This window comes from Erwinia sp. V90_4, from assembly GCF_029967685.1.
In the GTDB taxonomy this organism is placed as follows: Bacteria; Pseudomonadota; Gammaproteobacteria; order Enterobacterales; family Enterobacteriaceae; genus Erwinia; species Erwinia aphidicola.
The window spans coordinates 21,527-33,629 of record NZ_JASCAQ010000060.1 but is presented as its reverse complement, the minus strand read 5'-3'; the positions used below and the strand labels follow the sequence as shown (position 1 = coordinate 33,629).

At 60.8% G+C, this 12,103-nt stretch carries 10 protein-coding genes; 5 read left to right on the top strand and 5 right to left on the bottom strand.

What is annotated here, in order from left to right; translation table 11 throughout:
• Nucleotides 1-70 precede the first annotated feature (70 nt).
• Both QLG07_RS17755 and QLG07_RS17750 read left to right on the top strand, forming a co-directional pair.
• Nucleotides 71-1,426 carry a formimidoylglutamate deiminase gene (locus QLG07_RS17755; RefSeq protein WP_282469804.1) on the top strand — a complete coding sequence of 452 codons (1,356 nt, stop codon included), beginning with the start codon at nt 71-73 and terminating at the stop codon, nt 1,424-1,426.
• Nucleotides 1,423-1,968, top strand: a complete 546-nt coding sequence (locus QLG07_RS17750; RefSeq protein ID WP_282469803.1) for a HutD family protein — start codon at nt 1,423-1,425, stop codon at nt 1,966-1,968. Before QLG07_RS17755 ends, QLG07_RS17750 begins: the two co-directional genes overlap by 4 nt.
• A gap of 3 nt (nt 1,969-1,971) precedes the next feature.
• On the opposite strand, the gene hutC is transcribed toward QLG07_RS17750, so the two are convergent.
• A complete protein-coding gene (gene hutC, locus QLG07_RS17745) occupies nt 1,972-2,727 on the bottom strand; it encodes a histidine utilization repressor (RefSeq protein WP_187498765.1) in 756 nt (251 codons plus the stop codon).
• Nucleotides 2,728-3,030: 303 nt separating this feature from the next.
• Here hutC and hutH point away from each other — a divergent pair, with 303 nt between their 5' ends.
• The 3 genes from hutH (at nt 3,031) to QLG07_RS17730 (ending at nt 7,566) form a co-directional block, all read left to right on the top strand.
• The gene (gene hutH / locus QLG07_RS17740) at nt 3,031-4,575 is read left to right on the top strand and encodes a histidine ammonia-lyase (RefSeq protein WP_282469802.1); all 1,545 of its coding nucleotides are present in this window, start codon (nt 3,031-3,033) and stop codon (nt 4,573-4,575) included.
• A gap of 26 nt (nt 4,576-4,601) precedes the next feature.
• Nucleotides 4,602-6,287, top strand: coding sequence for a urocanate hydratase (gene hutU / locus QLG07_RS17735; protein WP_282469801.1), 1,686 nt, complete (start codon nt 4,602-4,604; stop codon nt 6,285-6,287).
• Nucleotides 6,288-6,411: 124 nt separating this feature from the next.
• Nucleotides 6,412-7,566, top strand: a complete 1,155-nt coding sequence (locus QLG07_RS17730) for a M20 aminoacylase family protein (protein WP_133624121.1) — start codon at nt 6,412-6,414, stop codon at nt 7,564-7,566.
• A gap of 169 nt (nt 7,567-7,735) precedes the next feature.
• Here the strand turns inward: QLG07_RS17730 and ybiB are convergent, their stop codons facing one another.
• The 4 genes from ybiB to QLG07_RS17710 form a co-directional block, all read right to left on the bottom strand.
• Nucleotides 7,736-8,707, bottom strand: coding sequence for a DNA-binding protein YbiB (gene ybiB / locus QLG07_RS17725; RefSeq protein ID WP_282469800.1), 972 nt, complete (start codon nt 8,705-8,707; stop codon nt 7,736-7,738).
• Between the two features lie 21 nt (nt 8,708-8,728).
• Complete coding sequence (dinG, locus tag QLG07_RS17720; RefSeq protein WP_099753713.1) at nt 8,729-10,891, bottom strand: ATP-dependent DNA helicase DinG; 2,163 nt, start codon at nt 10,889-10,891, stop codon at nt 8,729-8,731.
• Nucleotides 10,892-10,996: 105 nt separating this feature from the next.
• Entirely contained in the window at nt 10,997-11,515 is a 519-nt protein-coding gene (locus QLG07_RS17715; RefSeq protein WP_187498236.1) for a GNAT family N-acetyltransferase, read from the bottom strand.
• Nucleotides 11,512-12,075, bottom strand: a complete 564-nt coding sequence (locus QLG07_RS17710) for an XRE family transcriptional regulator (RefSeq protein ID WP_282469799.1) — start codon at nt 12,073-12,075, stop codon at nt 11,512-11,514. The genes QLG07_RS17715 and QLG07_RS17710 overlap by 4 nt, the downstream gene beginning before the upstream one ends.
• Nucleotides 12,076-12,103 lie beyond the last annotated feature (28 nt).

The following is a 12,103-nucleotide window of genomic DNA, read 5'->3' as shown; positions in this document are numbered from 1 at the left end:
CGTTGTGCGCTTTACTGTTGTTTCATAAGTATGTATATGTATATACAACCTCATTGCACAGGAAGCAACCATGACTCGCTTTTTTGCGCCCCGCGCCCTGCTGGCTGAAGGCTGGCAACATAATGTCCTGATTGAAGTCGATCATCTGGGTAACATCGCCGCTCTCACCGCCAACAGTACGCCACAGGATGCACTGCGTCTTAAGGGTAGCGTGCTTCCGGCGATGGCTAACCTGCATTCTCACGCTTTCCAGCGCGCCATGGCCGGGCTGGCCGAAGTTGCCGGTAATCCGCAGGACAGCTTCTGGACCTGGCGCGAACTGATGTACCACATGGTGCAGCGCCTGACGCCTGCGCAAGTGACCGCGATCGCCAGCCACCTTTATGTCGATATGCTGAAAGGCGGCTATACCCAGGTGGCGGAATTCCACTATCTTCACCATCAGCCCGACGGTCAACCCTACCCTGATGACGCGATGCTGGATGCGCTGATCCTCGCGGCAGAGCGCAGCGGCATCGGCCAGACTATGCTGCCGGTGCTGTACAGCTTTGCCGGATTCGGTAGCCAGCCCGCGCAGCCCGGGCAAAAGCGCTTTATTCAAAATGCCGACAGCTACCTGGCGCAGCAGCAGCGCCTGCGAGAGAAAATCGCCGCTAAGCCATTGCTGAATCAGGGACTGTGCTTCCACTCACTGCGCGCCGTTAACCAGCAGCAGATGCGCCAGGTGCTGGAAAATAGCCCATCCGACCTGCCGGTGCATATTCATATTGCCGAACAGGAGAAAGAGGTCAACGACTCGCTGGCGTGGAGCGGTGAGCGCCCGGTTAGCTGGCTGCTGGACCGCTTTGCCGTGGATGCGCGCTGGTGCCTGATCCACGCCACGCATCTGGATGAGTCTGAAATCGCGCGCCTCGCCGCCAGCCAGGCCGTTGCTGGCCTGTGCCCGACCACCGAAGCGAACCTCGGTGACGGCATCTTCCCCGCCACGCAGTATGTGGCGCAGGGTGGCCGCTGGGGAATTGGCTCCGACAGCCATGTCTCGCTGGATGTCGTCGAGGAGCTGCGCTGGCTGGAGTACGCCCAGCGCCTGCGTGACCGCCGCCGCAACCGCATCGTTACCGCGCAGCAACCCTCGGTGGGTGATGTGCTCTACCAGCAGGCGCTGAGCGGCGGTGCGCAGGCCTGCGGGGTGAAAACTGGCAGCCTGCAGGTGGGCTATCGTGCCGACTGGCTGGTGCTGGCCGACGACGCCCTGCTCGCCAGCACGCCGGATGCGTCATTGCTGAACCGCTGGCTGTTTGCCGGCAACCGCGCGCAGATTCAGGACGTGTTTGTCGCCGGGCAGCAGCGGATTAACGACGGTATGCATGCGCAGCAGGCTGAGATCGATGCCGACCTGCGCGAAGCCCTGGAGGCACTGCGATGATCCAGCGTTATGACAGTCAGCAGTTACCCGTCAGCCGCTGGCGCAACGGCGGCGGTGAGACGCGGGAAATCATCAGCTATCCGCCCGGCGTGGTAGATTTCGACTGGCGCATCAGCATCGCTACCATCGCCAGCGACGGCGATTTTTCCACGTTTCCCGGCATTGATCGCATTATCACTCTGCTGAGCGGCGATGTCGCACTCTACCGCCAGGGCGCGCTTATCCAGCATCTTGCCCTTCATCAGCCGTTCGCTTTTCCGGGTGAAGAGGCTATTGCCGCCCGTCTGGCAGGCGGTTGCAGCACTGACTTCAATATTATGGCGCGCCGCAGCCGCTATCAGCCGGAGGCGGGGATCGCCACCCAGCGCTTTGCCCCGCAGGATGAGGTTAGCGGCGGGGTGTATGTGGTTGCCGGAGAGTGGCAGTGCGCAGATGGGGTGCTGGCCGCAGGCCAGGGCGCCTGGTGGGAGGAAGGTGCCGGAGAGTTTATCCCGCTGAGCGAAAACGCGCAGCTGCTTTGGGGAACGTTAATTCCCCGCTAAACTTCAGCCGTGGCCCTTAAAACGCCCCAGCAGCTTGTAGCGCGACCCCGGGTAGAGCAGCTTTGCATAGGTCACCACTTTGCTGTCGCTCCAGGTCTGGCGGCGGATCAGCAGGCAAGGCTCCTGCGCTTCAATGGCCAAAAGCTGGCACTGCTGGGCATCCGGCAGCACCGCTTCAACGATATGTTCCCCGGCGGTTAATGGGGCGACGCGCATCAGATAGGTGTACGGCGTCTGGCTGTGATAATCCTGCTGCAGATAATCAGGCGCCACCAGCGGGTTGACGACGCGCTCTTCCAGCTGCACCGGCAGGTCATTTTCAAAATGGACGATAAGCGATTGGAACAGCGTTTGCCCGGTCGTTAATCCGAGCACCGCCGCCTGCTCTGGATCGGCTTTGCTTTCGCGCAGCGTGAGAATTTTGCAGCTGTGGCGATGACCGCGCTGGGCAATCTCTTCAGCAATATTATGCACTTCCAACATCGCGGTGTAGCCTTTCATCTCCGCGACAAAGGTCCCCACGCCCTGCATACGCATCAGATAACCTTCGCTGGTCAGCTCGCGCAATGCCCGGTTGATGGTCATCCTGCTGACGCCGAGTTCATTGACCAGTTCGCTTTCGGACGGCACGCGCTGGTTGGCTTTCCATACCCCTTCACTAATCTGGCTGATAATCGCCTGCTTGACACGCTGATAGATCGGCGCGGGCTGATCGCTCATGGCGGCGGAGAGTTGTGAAATGGCAGTCTGCACGACCATAGCAAGTTCCTTATAGTGGTAATAACGGGCAGTTTACTGACTTCATTCTTAAATGTATATACATCCTCTTTGCACCGGAAAATGGCAAATTGAACCAGCATGGTGCAGCGCAGCGTCGCGCAGGGCGCCTACTGCGCGTCAGTCGAGTTTAAAAGTGCGCTCAAAGCAGCCAAATTCATATTTGTGACGCAGGTGGCACAACTCTTGCTGGTTGTATAGACAAGACTATACACATGTGATTCACTCAATGATGTCTTCGACACATATTCATTGCACACGCACTTGTCTATACAGGAGTATACCATGTCACTGACTACACATCATTGCCTGCTCACACCGGGCAAGGTGGACCTGGCCACCCTAAAAGCGATTTATCGCGGTGGGGTAAAACTGGCGCTGGACGAGCCATCACGCAGCCGTATTCAGCAGGCGAGTGCGACCGTGGATGCTATCGTCAGCTCCGGCAAGGTCACCTACGGCATCAATACCGGCTTCGGTAAGCTGGCGCAAACCACCATTCCCAACGAGCGCCTGGCCGAACTGCAGCGCAACCTGGTCCTGTCGCACAGCGTCGGGCTCGGAGAGTTGCTGCCGGATGATGTCGCGCGTGTGATCATGGCGACGAAAGTGATCAGCCTTTCTCGCGGCCATTCCGGTATTCGTATTGAACTGGTGGACGGCCTGATTAGCCTGTTTAACGCGGGTGTTATGCCGTGCATTCCAGAGAAAGGATCGGTCGGTGCCTCCGGCGATCTCGCCCCGCTGGCGCATCTCTCGCTGATGCTGCTGGGTGAAGGCGAAGTGCGCGTGGCGGGCAAACTGATGCCAGCCACCCAGGGGTTAGCCCTCGCCGGGCTGGAGCCTTTTGTGCTGGGGCCGAAAGAGGGCCTGGCGCTGCTCAACGGTACCCAGGTATCTACTGCGCTGGCACTGCGCGGCCTGTTCGAAGCAGAAAACGCCTTCGCCGCCGGGCTGGTAGCCGGGTCACTGTCGCTGGAAGCGATTAAAGGTTCGCTTAAACCTTTTGACCATCGCATTCATGAAGCACGCGGCCAGCAGGGGCAGATTGACGTTGCCGCAGCGGTCAATGCCCTGCTGGAGGGCAGCGATATTCTGCCTTCACATGCCAACTGCGGGCGCGTACAGGATCCCTACTCGATTCGCTGCGTGCCGCAGGTGATGGGTGCCTGCCTCGATAACCTCAATCACGCAGCAAAAGTGCTGCAGATCGAAGCTAACGCCGCATCCGATAACCCGCTGGTATTCACCGATACGGGTGAAGTGATCTCCGGCGGCAACTTCCATGCAGAGCCGGTAGCCTTTGCCGCCGATATTATCGCGCTGGCGGTGGCCGAAATCGGTGCCATTTCCGAACGTCGCCTCGCCCTGCTGCTGGATACCGGGCTGTCCGGGCTGCCGCCGTTCCTGGTGAACGATGGCGGGGTCAATTCCGGCTTTATGATCGCCCAGGTTACCGCCGCCGCGCTGGCCTCAGAAAACAAATCCCTTGCCCATCCGGGCAGCGTCGACAGCCTGCCAACCTCTGCTAACCAGGAAGATCACGTGTCGATGGCGACCTACGCCGCGCGTCGCCTCGGCGCCATGTGCTTTAACACCGCCGCTGTGGTCGGTATCGAAGCGATGGCCGCCGCGCAGGGTATTGATTTCCATCGCCCGCTGCGCAGTTCACCGCAGCTGGAGCAGGTGTTGGCCAGCATTCGCCAGCGCGTGCCTTACCTCGAAAAAGATCGCCTGATGGCGCCAGATATTGAACAGATGCGCCTGTGGGCCAGCCAGGATACCTGGCCGGAAATGATTGCCGCGCTGCTGCCCGCACGCGCTCGCTAAGCCTAAATCCTTTGGAGGAAACTGTTATGACCGAGTCCGTAAGCAAAGCCGTCGCGCGTACCATTCGTGCCCCGCATGGTAGCACTCTGCACTGCGCCAACTGGCTGATTGAAGCCGCGTACCGCATGATCCAAAACAACCTCGATCCGGACGTGGCCGAGCGCCCGGAAGATCTGGTGGTGTACGGCGGTATTGGTAAAGCGGCGCGTAACTGGGAGTGCTTCGAGCAGATCCTGCGTTCACTGCAAGCGCTGCAGCCGGAAGAGACGCTGCTGGTGCAGTCCGGCAAGCCGGTGGGCGTTTTCCGCACACATGCCGATGCGCCACGCGTACTGATCGCCAACTCCAACCTGGTGCCGCACTGGGCGACCTGGGACCACTTCCACGAGCTGGATAAAGCGGGCCTGATGATGTACGGCCAGATGACCGCCGGGTCCTGGATCTACATTGGTGCCCAGGGCATCGTGCAGGGAACGTTTGAAACCTTCACCGAAGCCGGCCGCCAGCACTTTGACGGCGACTTAAGCGGTAAGTGGATCCTCACCGCCGGGCTGGGCGGCATGGGCGGTGCGCAACCGCTGGCGGGCGTGCTGGCCGGGGCATCAGTGCTGGCAGTGGAGTGCCAGGAGTCGCGTATCGACTTCCGCCTGCGCACCCGCTACCTCGACTACAAGGCTTACAGCATTGAAGAAGCGCTGGATATCATCACTAAAGCCAATAAAGAGAAGCGCGCCATCTCCGTTGGCCTGCTGGGTAACGCCGCCGAAATCCTGCCGGAGCTGGTTGAGCGTGCTAAAGCAGGCGGCATGAAGCCGGATATTGTCACCGATCAAACCTCCGCGCACGATCCGATTAACGGCTATCTGCCTGCGGGCTGGGATCTGGCGCGCTGGGAATCCGAGCGCAAAACGAATCCTAAAGCCGTCGAAAAAGCAGCACGCGCTTCGATGGCGGTCCACGTGCAGGCGATGCTCGACTTCTGCCATATGGGCATTCCCACTGTCGACTACGGCAACAATATTCGTCAGGTCGCGCTGGAAGAAGGAGTGAAAAACGCCTTTGATTTCCCAGGGTTCGTTCCTGCCTATATCCGTCCGCTGTTCTGTGAAGGTAAAGGCCCGTTCCGCTGGGTGGCTCTCTCTGGCGATCCGGAGGATATCTATAAGACCGACGCCAAACTAAAAGAGCTGTTCCCGGACCATAAAAACCTGCACCGCTGGCTGGATATGGCGCAGGAGCGCATCGCTTTCCAGGGCCTTCCGGCGCGTATCTGCTGGCTGGGCCTCGGCGAGCGTCATCTGGCGGGCCTGGCCTTTAACGAAATGGTGCGCAACGGCGAGCTGAAGGCGCCCGTCGTCATCGGTCGCGATCACCTTGACTGCGGCTCCGTCGCCTCGCCAAACCGTGAAACCGAAGCGATGAAGGACGGTTCAGATGCCGTTTCTGACTGGCCGCTGCTTAACGCCCTGCTGAACACCGCAGGCGGCGCGACCTGGGTCAGCCTGCACCACGGCGGCGGCGTGGGTATGGGCTTCTCACAGCATGCAGGGGTCGTCATTGTCGCCGACGGTACCAAAGAAGCCGACAAGCGCCTGGGCCGCGTGCTGTGGAATGATCCCGCCACCGGCGTGATGCGCCACGCGGATGCCGGTTATGACATCGCCAAAAACTGCGCTCATCAGCACGAGCTCAATCTGCCGATGGTCAAATAACGCCGCAACGGGCCTGCTCTGCAGGCCCGTTTTTCATCGCATCACTGCCCCTCTTACCCGCGTTTTATGCTAACTTATTTCCTGCCCGCTAAGTGAATAGCGCCCCGCACAGGAGACGTAACCGATGGCCATTCCCCTTTCGCTGATTGAAGAAGCCACAGGCTGGCGCAGGATGCTGCACGCCCAACCTGAACTGGGCTATCAGGAACATCAAACGGCTCAAATGGTGGCGCAACAGCTCACCGCAATGGGGCTACAGGTGCATCGTGGGCTGGCGGGCACTGGCGTGGTGGGCACGCTGGAAAACGGCCCCGGCCCAACGATAGGCCTGCGGGCGGATATGGATGCATTACCGATCACCGAATTAGGCAGCGCCGCTCACCGCTCGACCCGCCCCGGCGTGATGCATGCCTGCGGCCATGACGGCCATACCGCGATACTGCTGGCCGCTGCCAGGCACCTGAGCAGCACGCGCAACTTTAGTGGCACGCTGCATTTTGTCTTTCAGCCTGCGGAGGAAAACCTCGGCGGTGCACGACGCATGGTGGAAGAGGGGCTGTTTAATCTGTTCCCGATGGATGCTATTTACGGCATGCACAACTGGCCGGGGCTGCCCGCCGGGCACGTTGCGGTTAATGAAGGGGCGATGATGGCGTCGCTCGATTCGTTCGAAATTACCCTGCGCGGCCGCAGCTGCCATGCGGCGATGCCGGAAAACGGCGCGGACCCGATTGTCGCCGCCGCGCAGCTGATCCTGGCGCTGCAAACCATTCCTTCGCGCCGCCTGTCACCGCTGGCATCTGCGGTGGTCAGCATTACGCAGATCAACGGCGGTGAAGCGATTAACGTGATCCCGGAAAATGTGGTGCTGCGCGGCACGCTGCGCTGCCTGCAGGCCGACGTGCGCCAGCGCGTGCGTCAGATGATTGACGAGTTTGTCACCACCTTTACCGCCCCGCTGGGCATTGACGGCAGCATCGACTATCAGACCGATTATCCGGTAACCGCAAACCACGCGCAGGAAGCCGCCAGGGTGCGCGACTGTGCATTAACCTTGCTGCCTGCGGAAAAAGTGCAGTGGAATGTGAACCCGTCGATGGCATCAGAGGATTTTGCCTGCATGCTGGAAGCCTGCCCGGGCGCCTATTTCTGGCTGGGTGCGGATGGAGAGACGCCGTCAGCGCCGCTGCACAATGCACGTTACGATTTTAACGATGCGCTGATCGGCCCCGGTATTGCGCTGTGGACCGCGCTGGCAGAGCAGCTGTTGCCACGTTGATCATCGCAGCGGGCGGAGCGAAAAACAGGGTCCGCCCCGACACAAGACAATGTACAGAACGGCCATATTCCCCGCGTAAATCCCGCCGCTCAATCGGGGCGAGGCTTGCCTTTGCCCCTACGCCAGCCTTACAGGTTTCGTAGGGGTCAGGCATGCCTGACCCGATCTATTAATACCCCGCCTGAGCAATCAATTCTAACGCCCCATCGAGATCCGCGGCGCGCCCGGTGGCAAGGTAGCAGCAGGCGATCTGCAGCCGCAGCGACTGCGGCACCGGGACTTCCTGTGCCAGGCAACGATGGATCCACGCGGCGGTGGTTTCGGCATCCTTTGCCTCCGGCAACGCACCGTCGCTCAGCACCCGCTCATCCTGGCGCCCCAGCAGCTGTTCCGGCTGTGCACCGGCAATCAGGCTGATTGACGGGCAGCGCTGCGGGTTAGCGTAAACCTCCCCTTCTGTGCCGTTGAGCAGCAGCCCGCGCCCGCCTATATCGCTGAAGAACTTACCGACGCGCGGGATATATTCCGGGTGCGATACGCTGGCGAGGCGCAGCGCAGCGTCCTCGGCAAACGGCGTCGCCAGCTTGGCCAGCGTATGGGCGCTGTTGCGCACTCCCATACGCCAGCGCAGCGAGAGCTGCTGCTCCATCGCCGGGCACAGCGTTCCGATGGTGATAAACGCCAGTTCACCGGCGTCCAGCTTCGCCTGCGCTTCAGCCGCTGAAGCCACCGGCGCGATACCCAGTGCGGCGAACACCGCTTCGCTGGTAACGCGAGTCGGATCGTCGCTAACGCCATGCATCAGCACCGGGAAACCGAGGCGAGAGAGCAGCAGCGCCAGCAGCGGCGTAAGGTTGCCCTGACGGCGTGCACCGTTATAGCTGGGGATGACAACAGGCATAGGCAGGTGCGCAGGCGGCCTCAACCGCGGCATCTGCTCCTGCATCGCCTGGTAGAAGCCGAGCATCTCCTCTTCGCCTTCACCTTTGATGCGCAGCGCAATCAGGATCCCGCCTAGCTCCAGCTCGGGCACGTTGCCGGCCAGCATCTGGCGATACAGGTCGCGGGCGGTATCAATATCAATATCGCGCGCGTGATTTTTGCCGCGCCCGACCTCTTTAATAATCTTGTTATATTCCATGCTCATGCCTGGTTGTCTCGATTAACGACGCCGCCTGCCTGCGGGTTTTGGCCTCACGGCAGGCGTCACGGCTTTCGGCAGCTCGCCCTCCGGCATGGGCGGCTGCTCTATTGGGAATACCGGTAGCGCACCCAGCAGGCGCGCACCATAGCTTTTGCTGATCAGACGGCGGTCATAAATAATAATCTCGCCGAAGCAGTCATGGCTGCGGATCAGGCGGCCAACCTGCTGGATAAGATTAAACGACGCGCTCGGCAGGCTCTGCACTTCAAACGGATAGCGCTTAAGGCTTTTCAGCCACTCGCCCTCGGTCAAAATAACCGGACTGTCGACCGGGGGGAAAGCAATTTTATGGATATGCACCTGGGATAGCAGGTCACCTTTAAGATCCAGCCCTTCGGCGAACGACTGTAACCCTACCAGCACGCTGGTTTCGCCCTGCTCTACGCGTTTGCGGTGCAGCGCCACCAGTGCCGGGCGCGGCTTGTCGCCCTGTACCAGCATCATCAGGCGCAGCTCGGGCAGATAGGCGATAAACTGCTGCATCGCCCGATTGCTGGCGAACAGTACCAGGATCCCTTTGTGCTGCGCCTCTTTGATCTGCTGGCGAAAAAAGTGCGCCATTTCAGCCAGGTGCATCACTTCATTCGCCAGCATCGGCTCATATTTCATCTGCGGAATAACCAGCTTGCCCTGCGTGACGTGGTTAAACGGCGAGTCGAGTGAGACAAAGCGATCGCCCGCCTTTTCACTCAGGCCGGACATCTCCTGCAGGCGCTGGAAGCTGTTAAGGGACCGCAGCGTGGCGGAGGTCACCACCACGTGAGGGATCTTACGCCACAGCAGCTTTTCCAGCTGATCGCTGACGCGGATCCCGGCGCAGTGAAACAGCAGGTGCGCATTGCCATCGCGGATCTCCCGCGCCACCCACTTTGACACCGGCGCACCGGAAGCCTGCTCCATCGCCGCCAGCCGCCACAGCTTGCTGCTGGCTTCAAACCAGCCCAGCGCACGATTCATCTGGATCAGCGTGCGCTGCAGCCGCACCACGTCAAACTGGCCGCTCTTCTCGCTGAGGTCGTTCATCAACCCTTCCGCCAGCCCGCGCAGCGCATCGCTGAGCTTGAACAGGCGGGCGCAAAGGGTGAGGATCTCCTCAGGCAGCAGGCCCATCTCAAAGCGGTACTCGCCCTCCTGGCCGTCCGGCGGCAGGTACAGGCCGAGGATCTGTGACAGCATCTGCAGCTGCTCACGCACCTCTTCACAGTGCGCTTTCAGTTTGTCTGGGTGGCTAAGCGGCGGCGGGCGCTTCGGGCGGAACTGCGCGAGGCACTGCTCCACCAGGCGGCAGAACAGGTCAAGCTGCAGCATGGTCCAGCCCGGGGTGATCTCACCGCTCATTTCGAGCGCATCACGCGCCACGTCGGGCAGATGGTGGCCTTCGTCCAGCACCAGCAGCAGGTTCTTCGGCGGCGGCAGCACCGATTCGGTTTCCAGCGCCGCCATCACCAGTGCGTGGTTCGCCACCACCACGTCGGCGTTCTCAATTTCACGCCGCGCCACGTAAAACGGGCACTCGCGGAACCAGTTGCAGTTACTGCCGAGACAGTTGGCTTTATCGGTGCTGAGGCGCTGCCACAGCGAATCTTCGATATTTTCCGCGCTGTGGTCGCGCAGGCCATCCCACTGATAGCGCTTAAGGGATTTTTCCAGTTCGGTGCAGATCGCGCGCTCATCTTTACTGGCGGTCATATCGTCGTCGAGAAACAGCAGCAGATCGCCCTGATTCTCTTCGTCCGTCGCCAGCGCCGACAGGTTGCGCGGGCAGACGTAGCGCCCGCGGCCAAAGGCGGCGGTGAACTTCAGTTCGGGGATAATCTTTTTCAGCAGCGGCAGATCCTTGCTGAAAATCTGGTCCTGCAGCGCCACGTTGGCGGTACTGACCACCAGCGGTTTTTCTTCAGCGCGGCTAACGGCAATGCCGGGGATCAGGTAGGAGAGCGTCTTACCCACGCCGGTGGGGGCTTCAATAGCCAGATGACGACCGTCGTCCCCCGACAGCGTTTTAGCCACTTCAGCAATCATCTGCCGCTGGGGAGCACGCGGAATAAAATCGGGGACTTGCTGTTGCAGGGCTTTATACCACCCGGCAATTTGCGTTTTTAACGCGACAGTTAACGCCATGACAACCACTTCCTGCTGAACAAGGCTGTATTTTTACACAGTATTGCCGTGGCGTCAGCCTGCAATGACTATTCTCCCGAGACGGCTCGCAGTTTGCCAGGCGTTTCAGACCCGCTTGTACATCACCGTTGTGGCTTCTCTCTCCCCCGCTACCGACTGCGCATAGTCCGGGATCTGCCCGGCGACCTGCCAGCCGCGGGAGGCATACAGCGGTTCCGCAACGTCGCCACTGCGGGTGTCCAGCACCAGCAGGCTGCGCCCGGCGGCACGCGCGCGCTCCTCTGCCTGCTGCATCAGCGCCCGGGCAATGCCGCGCCGCCGCGCTTCAGGATGCACCAGCAGCTTGACGATTTCCGCCCGGTGCGCGCCGTTAGGCGGCATCGCCAGCACCACCATCACCGTGGCTACAATCCGCCCCTGCAGGCGCGCCACCAGCAGCTGTTTATCGCCGCACGCCAGGCTCAGCACCACGTCCTGCCAGAATCGGCTGAGCACTGCCGGGTCGCGATTGACAAAGCCGACGCTGGCACCGTGCGCCACGCATCCGTCCAGTACCCGGCACAGTGCCTCCTGCTCAGAATGAGCCTGCTGTGCGTCTAACCACTGATATTCGAGTTCATTCATGAGCGGGCCACCACCAGGGCATAGTGCGCGCCGCTGGTTTCCGGCGCGTGAAAAGAGGTTTGACCAAACAGGTGGAAGCGCAGGCAGTCGCCCTTCTCCAGCCGCCACTGCCGATCGTTCATGCGCAGTTCCAGCACGCCATCCAGCATCCAGATATGCTGCTCCAGTCCCGCCACCGGCGGGATGTCATAGTCGATGCGCGCCCCGGCTTCGAGGTGCGCCTCCACCAGCTCTGCGTGAAACGCCTGCGCCGGAGGCGAGACGCTGCGGCGCTGGTAGCCGCTCTCCGCATCGCGCCACAGGCTCTGCTGTTCAGGACGCAAAAGCTGTACCCCGCCCTGTTCCACTTCGCTGAGCAGGCGAGACATGGTTAAACCATAGGCACTGCACAGGCGATTGAGCAGTGCCGCCGTGGGGCTGCTCTCAGCACGCTCGATACGCGATAGCGAAGCGCGGCTAATCCCGGTAAGATCTGACAACACCTCCAGCGACCAGCCCTTTTCATCACGCAGATCGGCCAGACGCTGAGCAAGCCGCTGTTCCGTTGGAGTCTGTTTCACTTTATCTTCTCATATTAGGGAATTAATC